Origin of the sequence: Solirubrobacter soli DSM 22325, from assembly GCF_000423665.1 — a bacterium.
Lineage (GTDB): Bacteria > Actinomycetota > Thermoleophilia > Solirubrobacterales > Solirubrobacteraceae > Solirubrobacter > Solirubrobacter soli.
This window is the reverse complement of record NZ_AUIK01000016.1, coordinates 1-16931: the sequence shown is the minus strand read 5'-3', so window position 1 is coordinate 16931 and position 16931 is coordinate 1. Positions and strand designations below refer to the sequence as shown.

Annotated in this window: 12 protein-coding genes and 2 pseudogenes; 5 read left to right on the top strand and 9 right to left on the bottom strand. The window is 71.6% G+C overall.

What is annotated here, in order from left to right; translation table 11 throughout:
• Positions 1-21: 21 nt before the first annotated feature.
• Positions 22-1308, top strand: coding sequence for a DUF1254 domain-containing protein (locus G569_RS0112080; protein ID WP_028063605.1), 1287 nt, complete (start codon positions 22-24; stop codon positions 1306-1308).
• Here the strand turns inward: G569_RS0112080 and rapZ are convergent.
• Together rapZ and uvrC are read right to left on the bottom strand one after the other, a co-directional pair.
• Complete coding sequence (gene rapZ, locus G569_RS47705) at positions 1298-2221, bottom strand: RNase adapter RapZ (protein WP_053226242.1); 924 nt, start codon at positions 2219-2221, stop codon at positions 1298-1300. The genes G569_RS0112080 and rapZ overlap by 11 nt on opposite strands.
• A 3-nt stretch (positions 2222-2224) precedes the next feature.
• Positions 2225-4120, bottom strand: coding sequence for an excinuclease ABC subunit UvrC (uvrC, locus tag G569_RS47700; RefSeq protein ID WP_053226241.1), 1896 nt, complete (start codon positions 4118-4120; stop codon positions 2225-2227).
• Positions 4121-4190: 70 nt separating this feature from the next.
• Between uvrC and G569_RS0112065 the strand changes: the two genes are divergently transcribed.
• Genes G569_RS0112065 through G569_RS0112055 form a run of 3 tightly spaced genes read left to right on the top strand, consistent with a single transcriptional unit; the run spans position 4191 to position 7084 of the window.
• The gene (locus tag G569_RS0112065; RefSeq protein WP_169542129.1) at positions 4191-5129 is read left to right on the top strand and encodes a glycosyl hydrolase; all 939 of its coding nucleotides are present in this window, start codon (positions 4191-4193) and stop codon (positions 5127-5129) included.
• 24 nt (positions 5130-5153) lie between these two features.
• Positions 5154-6170, top strand: coding sequence for a threonine aldolase family protein (locus G569_RS47695; protein ID WP_037496216.1), 1017 nt, complete (start codon positions 5154-5156; stop codon positions 6168-6170).
• On the top strand, positions 6167-7084 hold the full coding sequence (locus G569_RS0112055) for a VOC family protein (RefSeq protein ID WP_028063603.1): 918 nt from the start codon (positions 6167-6169) through the stop codon (positions 7082-7084). Before G569_RS47695 ends, G569_RS0112055 begins: the two co-directional genes overlap by 4 nt.
• Before the next feature lie 151 nt (positions 7085-7235).
• On the opposite strand, the pseudogene G569_RS65245 reads toward G569_RS0112055, so the two are convergent.
• From G569_RS65245 to G569_RS0112030, 5 genes and pseudogenes are all read right to left on the bottom strand, one after another.
• Positions 7236-8468: pseudogene (locus tag G569_RS65245) on the bottom strand (MFS transporter); the annotation flags it as partial.
• 140 nt (positions 8469-8608) lie between these two features.
• Positions 8609-9832 carry a hypothetical protein gene (locus G569_RS57785; protein ID WP_053226240.1) on the bottom strand — a complete coding sequence of 408 codons (1224 nt, stop codon included), beginning with the start codon at positions 9830-9832 and terminating at the stop codon, positions 8609-8611.
• Positions 9829-10233, bottom strand: coding sequence for a hypothetical protein (locus tag G569_RS0112040; RefSeq protein ID WP_157591980.1), 405 nt, complete (start codon positions 10231-10233; stop codon positions 9829-9831). Before G569_RS0112040 ends, G569_RS57785 begins: the two co-directional genes overlap by 4 nt.
• Before the next feature lie 116 nt (positions 10234-10349).
• On the bottom strand, positions 10350-12437 hold the full coding sequence (locus G569_RS47685; RefSeq protein ID WP_157591979.1) for a M14 family zinc carboxypeptidase: 2088 nt from the start codon (positions 12435-12437) through the stop codon (positions 10350-10352).
• Positions 12438-12598: 161 nt separating this feature from the next.
• Positions 12599-13387: a thermonuclease family protein gene (locus G569_RS0112030; RefSeq protein WP_028063600.1), complete on the bottom strand. Its 789-nt coding sequence runs from the start codon at positions 13385-13387 to the stop codon at positions 12599-12601.
• A 259-nt stretch (positions 13388-13646) separates the two neighbouring features.
• Between G569_RS0112030 and G569_RS0112025 the strand changes: the two genes are divergently transcribed.
• Positions 13647-14840, top strand: a complete 1194-nt coding sequence (locus tag G569_RS0112025; protein ID WP_028063599.1) for an aminotransferase-like domain-containing protein — start codon at positions 13647-13649, stop codon at positions 14838-14840.
• Here the strand turns inward: G569_RS0112025 and G569_RS65930 are convergent.
• Together G569_RS65930 and G569_RS0112015 are read right to left on the bottom strand one after the other, a co-directional pair.
• Positions 14833-16125, bottom strand: a complete 1293-nt coding sequence (locus G569_RS65930) for a transglycosylase SLT domain-containing protein (RefSeq protein WP_053226238.1) — start codon at positions 16123-16125, stop codon at positions 14833-14835. The genes G569_RS0112025 and G569_RS65930 overlap by 8 nt on opposite strands.
• Positions 16122-16931, bottom strand: a pseudogene (locus G569_RS0112015) (hypothetical protein); the annotation flags it as partial. The pseudogene G569_RS0112015 and the gene G569_RS65930, both read right to left, overlap by 4 nt.

Below are 16931 nucleotides of genomic sequence, written 5' to 3'. Positions count from 1 at the left end.
GTGGCGCAACAGGCTGGTGGGATGAGCACGCGCACCGACCTCGCCGCCGAGGCGTTCATCTACGGCTTCCCGCTCGTCTTCGACCTGGAGGAGGTCGACCGCTTCACGAAGAACGGGATGGGCAGCGTTCCCCCCACCCCGTTCAACGTCTTCGGGCACGCCGGCGCGCTCGCCGGGCCGGACGACACGTTCGTGTCGATCAACAACGACACGATCTACTCGATCGCGCAGGTCGACGTCAGCGGCGGCCCGGTCCGCCTCGAGGTCCCGGACGCCGACGGCCGCTACTACGTGCTGCAGTTCGTCGACGCCTGGACGAACAACTTCGCGTACGTCGGGCACCGCGCCACCGGCACCAAGGCGGGGTCGTACCTGCTCGTCGCGCCCGATTGGGCGGGCGAGGCGGAGGAGACCGTGATCCACTGCCCGACGACGGTCGCCTCGATCGTCGGCCGCTGGGCGGTCGCGGGCGAGGACGACCTCCCGGCCGTGCGCGCGCTCCAGTCCGGGCTGACGCTCACGCCCACCGCGCCGGGTCGCGGCCTGCCGCAGGCCGAAGACGTCCCGCACGAGCTGCGCTTCCTCGAGCGGCTGCGCGTCTGGATGCGAGCGTTCCCGCCGGCGCCGCGCGACATCGAGTATCAGCAGCGTTTCGCCGCGATCGGCCTGCTCGACGAGACCTCGCCGTACACCGCGCCCGACGCCGAGCTCGCCGCCGGCCTGGCCGCGGGCCGCGAGCAGATGGAGACCGCGCTCGAGCACGCCGGTGACGCCGACACCGGCTGGCACGTGAACAACCACATGTTCGACTACAACCTCGACTTCTTCGAGGTCGGCGCGATCGACGCCCCCGAGTGGAAGATCGCCGGCCCGGCGCGCTATCTCGTGCGGACGCTCGCGGCGCGCGGCGGGCTGTGGGGCAACCACGCGTACGAGGCCGCGTACTCGATGACCTACAAGGACGCGGCGGGCGAGTTGCTCGAAGGCGACCGGCGCTACGAGCTGCGGTTCGACACCCAGCCGCCCGTCGACGCGTTCTGGTCGGTGACGATGTACTCGCTGCCGGACTTCTACCTCGTCGAGAACCCGCTCGGCCGCTACTCGATCGGCGATCGCACGCCCGGCCTGCGCTACGGCGCGGACGGGTCGCTGACGCTGACGATCCAGCACGACGAGCCCGAGGACCCGGCGAACTGGCTCCCGGCGCCGTCGGGTCGCTTTCGCCCGATCCTGCGCATGTACCAGCCGCAGGCGTCCGTGTTCGACGGGAGCTACGCGCTCCCCCCGATCACGCGGGTCAGCGCCTGATCGGCAGCCGGTCGACGTCGCGGTGCGCGACCTCGACGAAGTACTCGTCGCGGTTGCGGAAGAGCTTCGCCAGGTGCTCGGTGATGGCGACGCTGCGATGCCGCCCGCCGGTGCAGCCGATCGCGACCATCAGGTGCGCCTTGCCCTCGGCCACGTACTGCGGGAGCACGAACTCCAGCAGCGGGATCAGGTGCGAGTAGAAGACCTCGAGCCGCCCGTCGCGGCCGACGTAGTCGACGATCCGCTGGTCGAACCCGGTCAGCGGGCGCAGATCGGGGTCGTAGTGCGGGTTCGGCAGGAAGCGGACGTCGAAGGCGAGGTCGGCGTCGCGCGGCGGCCCGTGCTTGTGGCCGAACGACGTGAACGTGACCGCGAGCTTGCCGGGCTGCGCGGGCTCGAGCAGCTCGTCGGCGACCTTGCGGCGCAGCGCGGCCGCTGAGAGGCCTGACGTGTCGATCACGATGTCCGCCCGCTGGCGCACGGGCGCCAGCAGCTCCTGCTCGGCGCGGATGCCGTCGAGCACGCTGCCGTGGGGCGAGAGCGGATGCCGTCGGCGGGTCTCCTTGTAGCGGTTGACGAGCGCCTCCTCGTCGGCGGTGAGGAAGACGACGCGGTGGACGACGCCGACGGACGCCAGCTGGTCGATCACGCCCGCCAGCGCCGCCAGGTACTCGCCGCCGCGCGAGTCGCACACGACCGCCGCGAGCTCGACCTTCGAGCCCTCGTGCATGAACAGCTCCGACAGCGAGCGGATCATCTCCGCCGGCAGGTTGTCGACGCAGAAGTACCCCGCGTCCTCGAAGACGTTCATCGCGCTGGACTTCCCGGCGCCGCTGAGTCCCGAGATGACGACGAGGTCCTCGAGGTTCGAGCCCCGGCCGTTCGTGTCCGCGTCGCGGACCGCGTTGCCCACTGGTTATCGCCCCGTCCGGTTGAGGTGGTTGAAGAGATCGCGCGCGACCTTCTGCGGGAACCCTGGCACGTTCTCCAGCTGCTCACGCGTCGCCTGCAGCACCGCGTCGGGTGAGCCGAAGTGCTTGAGCAGCGCGCGCTTGCGCGCCGGGCCGATGCCGGGCAGCTCGTCCATGATCGACTCCGTCATCGCCTTGTCGCGGCGGATCCGGTGGTGGGTGATGGCGAAGCGGTGCGCCTCGTCGCGGACGCGCTGGACGAGCTGCAGCTCCGGCGTGTCGTGCGCCATCACGACCGGTGTCGGGTTGCCGGGGAGGAAGACCTCCTCGATCCGCTTCGCCAGCGAGACGACGGCGACGCCGCGGTCGCGGAAGCCCTGCAGCGGGCTCAGGCCCGCGCCGAGCTGGCCCTTGCCGCCGTCGATGATCACCAGGTTCGGCAGCGCGGCGAACGACGCATCGCGCTCGGAGTCGTACGGTGAGCGCTCCGCCTGACGCTCGAATTGCGCGTAGCGGCGCGTCAAGACCTCCGCCATCGCCGCGAAATCATCGCCGGTATCGACCTCGCGGATGGTGAAACGCCTGTAATCGGACTTCTTCGGCGCCCCGCCCTCGAAGACCACCATCGACGCGACGGTGTGCGTGCCGCCGACGTGGGAGATGTCGAAGCACTCGATCCGCACCGGCAGCGCGTCGAGGCCGAGCGCGCTCTGGAGGCCGCTCAGCGCGTCCACCCGCTGCTGACGCCGGCGCTCGGACTTGAGCTTCTCCTGGTCGAGCGCGAGCCGCGCGTTGCGTTCCGCGAGGTCGAGGATGCGGCGCTTGCCGCCGCGCTCGGAGGCGCGGATCTCGACCGCGCCGTCGCGCCGCTCGGCCAGCAGCGCGCCGAGCACGTCGAGCGCCGAGCCCTCGGCCATCGTGCCCTGGACGACGATCAGCGGCGGGATCGAGAGCGCGCTCGCGTAGTACTGGAGCATGAACTCCTCGGCGACGATCGCGGGGTCCTGCTCAGCCTGGTTCTCCAGGTAGAACGACTGGCGGTCGCTGAGGACGCCGTCGCGCACCTGGAAGACCTGCGCGTTGGCCTCGGTGCCCTCCACGGCCACGGCGACCGCGTCGTAGGTCCCGGAACCGCCTTCGGCGACCCGCTGGCGCTCGAGCAGCGATTTGACGGCCTGGAGGCGGTTGCGCTCGACCGTCGCCTGCTCGTAGTCGCGCTCGCCGGCCGAGAAGTACATCCTGCGCTCGAGGTCGCGCTCGATCTGCTTGAAGCGACCGGAGAGGAACGACACGACGCCGTCGATCCCCTCGCGGTACTCCTCCTTGCTGACGTAGCCCACGCACGGCGCTCCGCAGCGCTTGATGAAGTAGTCCAGGCAGGGCGAGCCCGAGTGGCGGCCCGGCTCCGGGCCCTCGCACGAGCGGAACAGGAAGATCTTGCCCAACAGGTCGAGCGTGCCGCGGACACGTTTGGCGGAGCTATAGGGGCCGAAGTAGGCGCGTCCCCGCTTGTGCTTCTCCCGCGTGAAGTAGACGCGTGGGAAGTCCTCGTCGAGGCTGATGGCGATGTAGGGGTACGACTTGTCGTCGCGCAGCCGGATGTTGAACTTCGGCTTGTACTGCTTGATGAAGTTCTGCTCGGTCAGCAGCGCCTCGGACTCGGTGACCACGACGAGGTACTCGATGTGGTCGATCTCCTCCGTCAGCGCGGTCGTCCCGTAGACCGTCGGGTTGGAGAAGTGACTGGCGATGCGCTTCTTGAGCGACTTCGCCTTGCCCACGTAGACGACCCGCCCCCGGGCGTCGCGGAACAGGTAGACGCCAGGCTGATCCGGGAGCGCGCGACGCTGTTCCCGGAGTCGTTGGAGGCGCTGCTCTGCGGGGGGTGCGTCGATCGCCATGGCGGGTCAGTACGAGGTTAGAACTCGCACCGGAGCGCAACTCACGTCCGGGTCAGTGGTTCCGAGAGGAATGCACCGAAAGACAATGACGTTGCTGTTGGCCGCGATCGCGGCCCTCGTCCTGTGTGCTCCCGCCTCGGCGAACTACCGGGTCGGGCTCTCCGAGCAGAGCGCAGCTACCTTCGACCAGCCGCTGTGGCAGGGCCTCAAGCTCAAGCGTGTCCGCTACATCGTCCCGTGGGACTTCTACAAGGGGGACGGGACCGCCGAGGTCACGGGCTTCATGAACGCCGCCCGGGCGCACAAGCAGGAGGTGCTCGTGATGTTCACGGCGCGCCGTGGCTGCTACTCCGGCGGCAAGTACTCGAAGTCGAGCGCATGCCGCGCTCCTTCCAAGGCGGCCTACACGACGGCCTTCAAGAAGTTCAAGACCGCGTTCCCGTGGGTGAAGACCTACGCGCCCTGGAACGAGGCCAACCACCTCTCCCAGCCGACCTCCAAGAACCCGAAGCGCGCCGCCGACTACTACGCGGCCCTGCGCGCGAACTGCAAGGGCTGCACGATCCTCGGCGCCGACGTGCTCGACCAGAGCAACGTCAAGACGTGGCTGAAGAGCTTCATCCGCTACTCGCACAACAAGGCCCGGATCTGGGGCCTGCACAACTACAAGGACGTCAACCGGCACCAGTCCAAGGGTCTGACGAACGTCTTGAAGACCGTCCCGGGCCAGGTCTGGCTCACCGAGACGGGCGGCATCACGACGTTCCTGACCTCGGGCTTCAAGACGTCGCCCTCGCGCGCCGCGTCGGCGACGAAGTACATGTTCCAGCTCGCCGACAAGTACGACTCGACCCGCCGCGGCTACAAGTCCAAGGTCACGCGGATCTACGTCTACCGCTGGTGGGGCGAGCCCGACGGCACGTTCGACTCCGGCCTCGTGAACCCCGACGGTTCCCCGCGCCCGGCGTTCACACAGTTCGCGAAGTTCGCGAAGCACCGTCTGAAGTAGAACTTAAAGGGGCCTGACCCCTTTATGTTCGTAAACCTCTACTCAGACACGCAGACCCGCCCGTCCTCCGCCATGCGTCGCGCGATGGCGGAGGCCGAGGTGGGCGACGAGCAGCGCTTCGAGGACCCGCAGGTCACCGCGCTGTGCTCGCGGGTCGCTTCGCTGCTGGGCTTCGAGGCGGCCGTCTTCCTCCCCTCCGGGACGATGTGCAACGAGATCGCGTTCCGGCTGCACATCCGGCCGGGCGGCGACGAGGCGATCCTGCACCGGACCGCGCACCCGATCATCGCCGAGGCCGGCGGGCCCGCCGCGTTCGCCGGCGCGATGATGCAGCCGCTGGACACGCCTCGCGGCATGTTCTCCGGCGATGACGTGCGGGGCGCGATCCGCTACCCCGACCGCTACTCCCCGCGGTCGCGGCTGGTCAGCGTCGAGCAGACGACGAACATGGCCGGTGGGCGGGTGTGGCCGCTGGAGCTGCTGCGCGATGTCGTCGAGGCCGGCAAGGAGTTCTCGCTGCGGCTGCACATGGACGGGGCGCGGCTGATGAACGCGGTCGTCGCCTCAGGCGTGCCGGCCGCCGAGATGACCCGCGGGTTCGACACCGCGTGGCTGGACTTCACGAAGGGGCTGGGCGCGCCGCTGGGGGCGTGCCTCGCCGGCTCGGGCGACCTGATCGAGGAGGCCTGGCGCTACAAGCAGATGCTCGGCGGGGCGATGCGGCAGGCGGGGATCGTCGCCGCGGGCGCGCTCTACGCGCTCGACCACAACGTCGAGCGGCTCGCGGTCGACCACGAGAACGCGGCGGCGTTGGCCCGTGGCCTCGCCGACGTGGAGGGCGTGACGCTGGACCCGGACGAGGTCGAGACCAACATCGTGATCTTCGAAGTCGACGATCCCGATGGGGTCTGTGAACGGATCGAGCGTGACGGTGTGCGGATGGGGGTAGTCGGTCAGCGTCAGATCAGAGCCGTCACCCATTTGGATGTGGACGCGGATGGGATAGAACGTGCTGTAGAAGCCGTCCGCAACGCCCTGTGAAGCTCGAAGGCCTCCACCACATCACCGCCATCACCGGCGACGCGCCCCGCAACGTGGACTTCTACGTGCGGGTGCTCGGCCTGCGGCTGGTCAAGCGGACCGTCAACCAGGACGACCCGACCGTCTACCACCTGTTCTACGCCGACGAGCACGGCTCGGCGGGCTCGGACCTGACGTTCTTCGAGTATCCGAACGCACGGCCGGGCAAGGCGGGCGCGGGGATGGTGTGCCGCATCGCCCACCGGGTCGCGTCGGTCGAGTTCTGGGCCGACCGGCTCGGGAGCGAGGGGGTCGCCGTCGAATCGGTCGACGGCGCCCTGCGGTTCAGCGATCCCGAAGGGCTGGAGCACGAGCTGGTCGAGGTCGACGTCCCCGACGAGCCGCTGCGCGCCCGCTCCACCGAGATCCCTGACGAGCACGCCCTGCAGGGCTTCCACGCCGTGTACGCGCAGGTGCCGAACGTCGGGCGGTCGGCGGCGCTTCTGACGTCCGTCATGGGCGCGGTCGGCGAGGGCTCGACGTTCGAGGTGCGCGGCGCGCGGCGCGGTTCGCTGATCCATCTGTCGGACGGCGCCGGCCGCGGCGTGGGCGGCGCGGGCACCGTCCACCACATCGCCTGGGCGGCGCAGATGGACGAGCACGTCGCGTGGCGCGAGCGGATCGTCGAGGCCGGCCGCTCCATCACCCCCGTGATCGACCGCTTCTACTTCCGCTCGGTCTACTTCCGCGAGCCGGGCGGCGTGCTGTACGAGCTCGCCACCCTCGGCCCCGGCTTCACGACGGACGAGCCGGCTGAGTCGCTGGGAGAGCACCTGGCGCTCCCGCCGGACTTCGAGCATGTCCGCGCTCAGGTCGAGCCGGTCCTGACACCGCTGCCGGACGTGCGGCAGTGGCGACCGGCGCCAGTCGGCTGAGCGCCGCGTAGCGGGTCAGGACGATGAGCGGCAGCGCCGAGCCGACGAGCGCGAGCGCCGCCCGCGGACCCGCCAGCGCCACGATCGCGGGCGCGACCATCGCTCCCGCCCCGGTCGTCAGCCAGTAGGAGCTCTCCACGACCCCGAACGCCCGCGCCCGGACGCGGTCGTGGGCGAGGCGCTGGAGCAGCGTGATGCCCGACGACTCCGTGAGCGCGTAGCCGACGCCGAGGATCGTGAACGCGACGAGCGCGATCGCCGTGTACCGCAGCGCCGCCAGCGCGAGCAGCGGCGCGCCGATCAGGAGACCACCCGCGGGCAGGGCGAGGCGCAGCTGCTGGTGCGCGATCAGCTTCATCGTCGCGGCGCCCCCGACGAGCCCACCGATCCCCCACGCCGCGTTCAACCACCCGACCCCCGCGTCCCCGAGCCCGACGAGCTCGAGCGCGGTGACGACCACGAGCACGTCGACCATCCCCTCGACGAACGTGGACGCCGAGAGCACGCCGACGAGCAGCCGCAACCGCCGGTCGCGGGCGACGATCCGCACGCCGCCGAGCGCCCCGGCGACGGCGGCCCCCGCCACGCCCCGCGCGACCGCCCCGCGCCGCGCGGGCTCGCCGCTCGCCGCCGGCCGCGCGCCGCCCCGCACCGCCTCGCCGCCCGCGCCCACCCGCGCCTCGCCGCGCGCGCCGCCACGCACGGCCTCGCCGTCCGCGCCAACGCGCACCTCGCCGCTCGCCGCCGGCCGCGCGCCGCCCGGCACCGCCTCGCCGCCCGCGCCCACCCGCGCCTCGCCGCGCGTTCCCACCCGTGCGAGCGCGAGCGTCGCCAGCGCGAACGCCAGCGCCGCGGCCGCGAACGCCGGGGCCGTGCCCAGCGCGGCCACGAGGACGCCGCCCGCGATCGCTCCCGCGACGAAGGCGCCGTTGTCGATCGCGGTCCAGAGGGCGTTGGCCGCGGCCTGGCGGGTCGGGCTCGGCGTCAGGTGCGGGAGCAGGGCGGCCTGGGCGGGCTTGTGGGCGGTCGCGGCGACCGTGAACAGCGTCGCGAGCACGAGGAGAAGCGCGAACGGGGCGTCCGCGGCCACCGCGAGCGCCGCGGCGCACAGCAGCACGGCGCGGACGGCGGTCGCCGCGAGCAGGACGTCGCGGCGCGGGAAGCGGTCGGCCGCGAGGCCCGTCAGCGGCGCCGCGAGGCCGGCGGGCGCCATCCGCACGAGCGCGGCGAGGCCGACCGCGGCGGCGCCGCCGACCGCATAGGCGTGGACGGCGAGCGCGACCATGAACGCCCACCCGCCGACGCCCGCGGCGAGGGAGGCGAGTTGGAGCCTGCGGAGGTCGCGCGTCGCGAGCGCGTCGCGCGTGAGCCGGATGACGGACACTCCAGCATGGAGCGCCGCCGGGACAGGTCAGATACCGCGGCCGCGCGGCTCGGCGCGCCGACGGTCGCCCACGCCGCCGCGCCCGGATGTGGCGCGTTAAGGTCGGATGATCGGGGTGGGGCGGAGGGGCTGCATCGCCTTTAACTGAATGTCACCAGCGGGCCGTTCATGCTCTTCACGCCCGCCGCGCAGGCCTTGCGCGCGGCGCCCTTCGGGAGCTCGGGACACCCGTACTCGAGCAGCTTGCCGTCGCTGACCACGCCGAGCGTCTTGCCCAGCCAGCGGTAGCACGTCTCCGCCATCGAGCCCTTGAAGATCTTGCAGTCCTTGATCAGGTCGACCTTCATGCTGTCCGGGAACTGCAGGAGGTTCTGGACCTTGGTGCCGCGGATGCAGGCGGCGATGTCCGTGTCGGCCTCGAGCGCGTTGCAGACGATCAGCTGGTTGCGCGGGTCGGGCGGGCCGATCACGCTCGCGCCGGTCACGCACGCCTGGCGCTGGAGGCCCTCGAGTCCGCCGCAGAGATCCTCGAAGTCAGCGGGCTGCTGGACGCGCCGGCCCTGCTGGGTCTCGACGAACGCCCGGTACCAGCACGTGCGCACGAACTGCGTGGGCTGCGCGCCGCACAGCTCGCGCGGGTCCTTGGTCACCTCTTTCGGCTTGCTGGTCGCGTCGAGGCCGTTCACGGCGAACCAGTAGTCGTGGTAGACGCCCTGCGAGCAATCCGGCGCCGCGCCTGAGCCGAGCTGCTCGCACATCTGCAGCGCGGGCGCGATGTTGTCGTTGTTGAGCCGCATGAACGCGTGCCCGAAGCCATGCACGCACGAGTAGCGCTGGTAGCGCGTCGCGGCCTTCTCGCACAAGGTGAGCGCGACCTTCGGGCCGGCCTGCTCGATCTGCGGCGCGACCGCGGTGACCAGGCCGTGGGCGTAGCCGGCCGAGCAGCCCGGGTCGTTCGTCGCGGGCAGGTTGTCCATCAGCTTCGCGAGCGTCAGGTGGGTGCGCAGCGCGTACTCGCGAGCGACCGTGTGCATGATCCCGTGGCAGTTGGCGAGCAGGAAGCCGGACTTGTCGGCGTAGGCCGCGGCGGTGATCCCCTCGACGGCCGCGAGCGGGTCCGCGGCGTCGTTGACGATCTTCGCCAGCTCGCGGGAGTAGCACGCGCGGCCCTCGTCCTGGATCAGACCGGCGCAGGTGTTCAGGTCGCCGGTGGCCTGCTCGGCCTCGGCCGACGCGGCGGTGCGCTCGGCGGCGCGCGGGTTCGCGTCACCGGAGCCGCCGCCGGTCGCCAGGATGACGGCGAGGCCGACCGCGACGAGCACGACGACCGTGCCCAGCCCGGCCAGCAGCGTCTTGCGGTTCATGAGACGGGGGCCGCCTCCGCCAGCGGCTCCGTCCAGCCGAGCCACGACGGAACCTGCTGATCGGTGACGCCGACGCGGGTGTGCAGGTCGCAGAGCAGCGGCTGCTGCTGCGCGGCCTCGGCGTCCGCGGAGGTGAACGTCACCTGGCCGGAGGAGTCCGACGGCGCGACCAACGTGATCGCCGCCGAGCCGACCACCGCGAGCTCGCGCCCGACCTCGCGCTGGTAGCAGTTGCGCGCGGTGTCACCCCTCTGCTTCGAGCACAGCCCGAAGTTCCCGCCCGTGGCGGCGCGCGGCGCGCTGTCCCGGCGCTCGAGCACCGAGTAGAAGAGCGCGCCGGCAGCGACGACTACGCCGAGCAGGAGCAGTCGGCGCGGCGATGACATCAAGGACTCGGACAAGTGACCAAGGTCAGCGTAGCCGGGGGTCGCGCTCTCCTTTCCTCCCCGTTGGTCGCGTGCCTGACCGATCACCCGCCGACATGAGAGCCGGCGGGTGATCGGTGCGGACGTGCTCCCTACGGGTTCGTGGTGGAGAGCGTGAACGTCAGCGTCTTGCTGTACGTCCCTGTCCGCAGGGCATCGTTGGCGCCGATGGCCTGCTTGAAGGCCACGGCAACCGGGTCGTTGCTGACCGGGCCGGTGTAGGTCAGCAGGGAGGTCGGGCTGGCCGAGCCGCCCACCGGGGCGAGCGGCGCGCCCGTGCCGGCGGGGCTCGTGGCCGCCGCGCGCAGCGTCGTGGCGAGCGCGAACGCGCCATTGACGAGCTTGCCCGTGTTGGTGCCGTCCGGGTCGGCGACCGTCAGCAGCGCGTTGCCCGCGGTGCTGGTCGTCGTCGCCGTCGCGCCCGCGTCGTACTCCTTGGCGATGCCGGGCGTGAAGGCGCCGAAGCTCGCGGGTGCGCCGAGCGTCAGCGCGAGCGTGCTCGGGACGCTGCCGCCGACGCCGCCCTGCGTGCACAGGCTGCGGTTGACGAGCTGGCCGCGGGCGATCTTGACCGTGGTCGTCTCGAGCACCGTCCCGTCCGGCGCGGTGCAGGTCAGCGTGTAGGACTCGTCGACGAACTGGTCCGTGTACTGGCTCGGCCGCAGCGACGGGTTGACGTGCCACTCGAACTTGCCCGTGGCCGGAACGATGATCGACGCGTTGATCCCGTTCGGGAACGCGCGGACCTCCGCCGGCTGGCCCGTGGTGAAGACCGTCAGCGAGCTGTCGAGGCTGTACGTCTTGGTGAGCGTGAGCTTCGCCCCCGCCGGCGCCGTGCCGGCGATGACGCTGTGGAGGTTCGGCTCGGTCGCGGCCTTGAACGCGTCGTAGTAGAGGCCGCGCATCGTCTGGCCCGCGTAGCGGGTGCCCGTGCCCAGGTAGTTGTCGATCACGTTCTGGTACGGCGGGTGGAACGTCTGATTGCCGCTGAAGCCGGGCGTCGCCTCGGGCGTGAAGCCGAACGCCCCGTACGCGTAGTAGGCCTGCTGCTCGGCGGTGGAGGACGCCTCGTAGTAGACGTCGGTCCACGGGCCGGCGGGCCAGCCCGGGAGGTTCTTGGAGAGCCGGTCGAGCAGGCCCTGGTAGGCGGTCTGGTCGGCCAGGACGTCCGGCTCGTTCGAGCTCGACGGCGCGCGCAGCAGACGCTGGTCGGGCGTGTGGTTGTTGATCGCCACCGTCGCCGGGTTGCGGTTGAGGAGGTCGATCATGCCCTGGATCTCGGGCTCCGACGCCGGCGCCTCACCGCGCGTGTTGGACGCGGTCGCGCTGGTGCTCGAGCCCGGCCCGCCCCAGAACGGGAGGTAGTTGCGGTTGAGATCGATGCCGCGGTTGACGTTCGCGGACGCCGTGCAGTCGGCCAGCGTCGGGATCACGCCGGAGGTGATCCGGCAGTTCTTGCGCTTCTGCTCGTTCTGCAGGCTGCGGCTGAGGTCGTAGCCGTCGACGTTGACGACCGGGACCGCGATCAACTTGCCGGTGTCGAGCAGCGTCTTCGCGTCGACGTCATTTCCGTAGTTGAGCAGCAGGTCCCAGATGAACTCCATCGTGAACTCGGCCGTCGGCCACTCGCGCGCGTGGTGGGCGCCGGTGAGCAGGAACGTCGGCTTGCCCACGTTCTGCGCGACGTTCGTGGACACCTCGACGCCGTAGATCGTCTTGCCCAGCAGCGACGTCTTGTTGAGCGTGAAGAGCTTGACCTTGTCCGGGTACGTGGTCGCGAGCTGCTGCAGCTCCGCGTTGATCGTCGCCAGATCGCGATAGGCGACGCGGCCCGTGGGCAGCGTCGACAGCGGCGCGATGCCCTTGTCCACCCGCGTCTGGTGGTCCTCCTCGGACTTCAACCGCGCGTCGTTCGCGCCGTCCATGTCCTCCATCAGCACGTCGTACGCGAGCCCCGTGTCCTTGAGGATCTGCACGTCCTCCGGGCCGTGCAACATCAGCTCGGTCCGCTTGTCGCCCTCGTACGTGACGTCGAGCCCCAGCGACTCCAACTGGTTGAGCACCGCGTGCGAGGTCGAATGCACCTCCACCAGCGTCGTCTTCGCCTCCGCGGCGGCTGGCGCGGCGAACGCCGCGACGCACGCAAGGCTCGCGGCGAGCCTCCATCGGCCGTGTTGCACTGAACCCTTCCCCCCTCGTGTCAAGTCCCCTCCTGACTGCCGAGCCGGCAGCAATGGACGCTAGGGAAGGTGTGGCCGAAATGAAAACGCCCGGCCGTGGATGTGTCTCAGCGCTCCGCCGCGCCTCACCGCTCCGCCACCCGCGCCGCGGGTCGGCGTGGTCAGGTGCAGGTGCTGCTCGGCTGCACGCTCACGACATTGCCGTTGACCGTGACCTGGGTGGCCGTGGCCGTGAACTCGACCCAGCCGGTGGTCCCGTCGTCGTTGTCGCGGCGCACGGTCGCGCGAGCGCCGGTGGCGTCGTAGGTCGCGCTCACGACCTCCCAGCGGCCCGTATAGCGGCCTGACGTGCTGCCGCCGAAGTCGCTGTAGGTCGAGACGTCCTCCACGTACGAGCCGTCCGAGCACAGGTTCAGGTGGCTCTCCGAGGAGCTGAAGGTCGTCGTCGTGATGTGAATGAAGTCGCGGCCGCGGAGGTCCGCGAGTGCGCGCTGCTTCGGATCGGGTGCCGGCGGCGCCGGGGTCGGCGTGGGCGTGGGCGTGGGCGCCGGCGCGCACGTCGTCCAGAGGCCGCGCGCGGCGGACTTCGCCGCGGTCTCGGCGGCCGTGAGCTTCGCGGCCTGCTTGAGATCGGTGGCGGCCGCCTGGGCCGCGCCCGCGCGGATCAGTTCCGCGTTGACGAGCGTCCTGCCGCGGAACACGTAGCGGCCGGGATGCCCGGGGTCGCTCTGCACGCGCACCTTGGCCCTCGCGGGCAGCAGTTGCCGAAGCTTCGCGCGCGCCTGGCTCGCGTAACAGGAGGGGACCGTGACGCCCAGCAGGTCGACCTTGCGGCCGTCCTTGAGCGCGACGGTGTCGCCGTCGATCACCTTCGCCACCGTGGCCGCTCCCGCGCTGTCCGCCAGGCCGAGGGCGGCGGTCGCGGTCAGGAGGGTGAGCAGGGCGCGCATGGTCCTCAGGGAAAGAGAGGGCCGCCGCGCTGGTCAGACGCGGCGGCCCTACAGGTGCTCCGGCCGGCGGGTGTCGAGGAGGAGGGAACTGCCCGGGGGCCAAGCGAGGAGAGGTGGTCAGCCTCTTCCTTGTAGTTGCATCATCGCCTGGATTTGTGACGGGATCCATCACTCCTGGGGGTGAAATCCGGCCGCTGAGGGGTGAAATCTGACGATCTGGCGCCTGGAAGCACGGCCGCGACGGTTCAAGATGTGTGTCATGGACTGGACTTCGCGCTTCGCTGAACGGGCCCGCAACCGCGGCGGCGCGGAGCTCGCCGCGATCCTCTCCGGGCCCGGGCCCGGCGTGCTGGCGATGACCGGCGGGTTCCCGAACGTCGCGACGTTCCAGACCGAGGTGCTCGGGGAGATCGCCGCGCGCGTGATCGCCTCCGACCCCGGCGTCGCGCTCCAGTACGGGCCTTCGGCGGGGCTGCCGTCGACGCGTGAGTACCTGCGCTCGCGGGTCGCCTCGACGCAGGGCGTCGCTCCCGCCGAGGACGAGCTGATCGTCACCTCGGGCGGGATGGAGTGCATCGACCTCCTGTGCCGGACCATGCTCGAGCCGGGCGACGGCGTCGCGATCGAGGCGCCGACCTATCTCGGCGCGATCCTCGCTTTCACCGGCTACGAGGCGGTGCTGACCGGGATCGGAATGGACGAGGAGGGGATGCTCGTCGACGAGCTCGAAGCGCGCTTCGCGGGCGGCTACCGGCCGAAGTTCGTCTACGTGATCCCCGAGTACCAGAACCCGTCGGGGCGGACGCTCTCCTTGGCTCGCCGGTCGGCGCTGGTGGACGTGTGTCGCCGCTACGGGGTCCTGATCTTCGAGGACGTCGCCTACCGCGAGCTCTCCTTCGACGGCTCCTCCCTGCCCACGCTGTGGTCGCTCGGCCCCGATGTCGTGTTGCAGGCGGGGACGTTCTCCAAGGTCTTCTCGCCCGGGTTCCGGATGGGGTGGGCGCTCGGGCCCGCCGCGCTCGTCGCTCCGCTCGCCGACGCCAAGCAGAACACGGATCAGTGCGCGGGCGCGCTCGGGCAGCGCATGGTCGAGGAATACGGCCGCGCGGGCCACTTCGACGCGGGTGTCGCACGGGCGCAGGCGTTGTATTCCTCGCACTGGGCGGCGCTGTCGGCCGCGCTGTCTTCTTCGATGCCGGAGGGCGTCGAGTGGAGCCGGCCGACCGGCGGGATGTTCACGTGGCTGTCCGTGCCGGACGGGTTGGACGTGCTCGAGCTGCGCGCCGCGGCGACCGCCGCACAGGTCGCGTACGTGCCGGGCAGCGCGTTCTACGTGGGCGACCAGGGACGCAGCGAGATGCGGCTGTCGTACTCGAGCCTGAACGAGGACGACCTGGGCGAGGCGGGCCGCCGCCTCGCGGGCGTGATCGCGTCGGCGATGGCGTTCACTTGACAAGGCGCACCTCCAGGTAGTTGCCGGTGGCGATCGGGACGCCGGCGCCGCCCATCAGCCCGAGGATGCGGGCGACGTAGCCCGGCGACTCGCCGTTGTTCGGCACGCACCCGCAGCGTTGGACCGGTGCGGGGCCCGCGTTGTAGGCGGCGAGCGCGAGCGGCACCGAGCCGAACTGCCTGAGGAGATCGCGCATCAGGTGTGCCTGGGCGTCGATCGCCTGCTCCGGATCGAACGGGTCATCGAGCCCCATCCCGCGCGCGGTCTCGGGCATGAACTGCGCGATGCCCTGCGCCCCCGCCTTCGAGACCGCGAACGGGTTGAACGTCGACTCGGCGTAGATCTGCGCGGCGAGCAGCTTCGCCGAGACGTTCCACCGGATCGCCGCGCTGCGCAGCATCGGCGCGTACTCGGCGGGAACGAAGCCCGGGACGGCGCCGTGCGAGACATCGGCTCTACCGTCGGCCTGGCCTTTCGGGCTCGATCCCGGATTCAGCGTGAATCCGAAGTGCCATGGCTCCCACTCGTATCGCTTCAGGAAGTGGAAGCGCGGCGCGTTGGCGGCGAGCCAGGCGTACGCGGACGGTGGGCCGAGGTCGAGCTCCGTGCCGTTGCGGTGCAGGGACTGCCCGGGACGGGCGACCATCTTCGGATCGGGGTTGCGGGCCCACAGGACGGCCTGCTCGGCGTCCGAGCGGTAGCCGCTGTTGATCACGAGGGTGATGCCGTCTCTTCGCGCCGCGGCGTCCATGCGGTCGAACGCGAGCGCGACGTCCGGGCGCATCCGCTCGCCCTGGCGGGTCGCGAGCGGGCCGTCGTAGCCGCCGCCGTTGTCGAACGTGAGCTCGTCGGCGGGGCCGAGCTCGGCCTCGGCGATCACGTCGACGCTCGTGCTCTTGTGCAGCCTGGCGCGGATCGCCACCCGCACGCGCACCGGGGCGATCGTGGCCTCGTCGGGGAAGCTGACCGTCGTGTGGGCGGCGCCGTTGGCTTCGGCGACGTTCCCGGCAGCGGTGCGGCCGAGTTCGAGGTACTCCGCCTTCTCGAGGTGGTTCGGGTTCGGGCGCCGGCGGATGAACGCCGGCTCGAACAGGCGGCCGTAGTTGTCGTGCATGACCCGCGCGGCTGCGACCGCGGCGAGGTCGGCCGCCCGCTGCGCCGCCGCCTCCTTCCCCACCGCGCGGGCGACCGCGCCGATGATCACCGTCGCGATCAGCAGGCCCGCGAGGCCCCCGATGACGAGGATCGCCGCCTGACCGCGCGAGTCGTTGTGGCGTTGGGTCATCGGGCAACCTCCGGCGTGAGGAGCTGGCGGATCGGCCGCGCTGCGCGGACTCCGGCGCGCGCGAGCGAGCGCGCCGGGCCGCGGCGCAACGGCCGGGCGGCGAGGATCGGGACGTCCGTGAGGCCTGCGACGGCCAGTTGCGCGAGCGCGCCCTCCGGGTCGGTCGTGATGAGGATCAGCAGGTCCTGCTCATTGAGCGCCTCGTCGACCGCGGTGGTCCGCGCAGCGGCGACGGCCAGCACCGCGGGCGCGCCGATCACGGTCACCTGACGCACGACCGCCGCGAACTGCGCGTCAGCCGCCTCGAGCGCGACCCACGCGATCCGCCCGCGCACCTGCGGCTCGTGCCCGTGCGCCTCGAGCCGCGCAGCCAGCCTGCGAGCCGCGGGAGCCGAGCTCGCGCCCTCGACGACCGGCGGCTCGGCGCCGACGAGCGCCACCGCCGCCGCCTTCGCCCGCGTCTCCCGCCGCAGCGCGAGCGCGAGCGCCGCCGCGACCGGCTCCACCTCCCCCGCTCTCCCGAGGACGGCCGCCGAGGTGATGGTGGCGGGGAGGTCGCGCGGGGCGGCCGAGCCGCGCGGGGCCGCCGGCGCGGGCACGCCGGACGAGCCGTGCGGCGCCGCGGGCGTGGGCGCACCGGACGACCCGCGGCGTGGGGCCCGCGAGGGCGCGCCGGACGAACCGCGCGGGGCCGCCGGCGCGGGCGCGCCGGACGAACCGCGCCGCGGGCCCGGCGAGAGCGCGGACGGGTCACGCGGCGCTGCCGGCGCGGGCGCGCCCGACGAACCGCGCGGCGCCGCGGGCGC

What these genes read in the sequence shown, in the direction of transcription:
- G569_RS0112080 (WP_028063605.1), top strand. Translation starts at nt 22, where the DNA reads ATGAGCACGCGCACCGACCTCGCCGCCGAGGCGTTCATCTACGGCTTC.
- uvrC (WP_053226241.1), bottom strand. Translation starts at nt 4,120, where the DNA reads ATGGCGATCGACGCACCCCCCGCAGAGCAGCGCCTCCAACGACTCCGG.
- G569_RS0112065 (WP_169542129.1), top strand. Translation starts at nt 4,191, where the DNA reads ATGCACCGAAAGACAATGACGTTGCTGTTGGCCGCGATCGCGGCCCTC.
- G569_RS47695 (WP_037496216.1), top strand. Translation starts at nt 5,154, where the DNA reads ATGTTCGTAAACCTCTACTCAGACACGCAGACCCGCCCGTCCTCCGCC.
- G569_RS57785 (WP_053226240.1), bottom strand. Translation starts at nt 9,832, where the DNA reads ATGAACCGCAAGACGCTGCTGGCCGGGCTGGGCACGGTCGTCGTGCTC.
- G569_RS0112030 (WP_028063600.1), bottom strand. Translation starts at nt 13,387, where the DNA reads ATGCGCGCCCTGCTCACCCTCCTGACCGCGACCGCCGCCCTCGGCCTG.
- G569_RS0112025 (WP_028063599.1), top strand. Translation starts at nt 13,647, where the DNA reads ATGGACTGGACTTCGCGCTTCGCTGAACGGGCCCGCAACCGCGGCGGC.
- G569_RS65930 (WP_053226238.1), bottom strand. Translation starts at nt 16,125, where the DNA reads ATGACCCAACGCCACAACGACTCGCGCGGTCAGGCGGCGATCCTCGTC.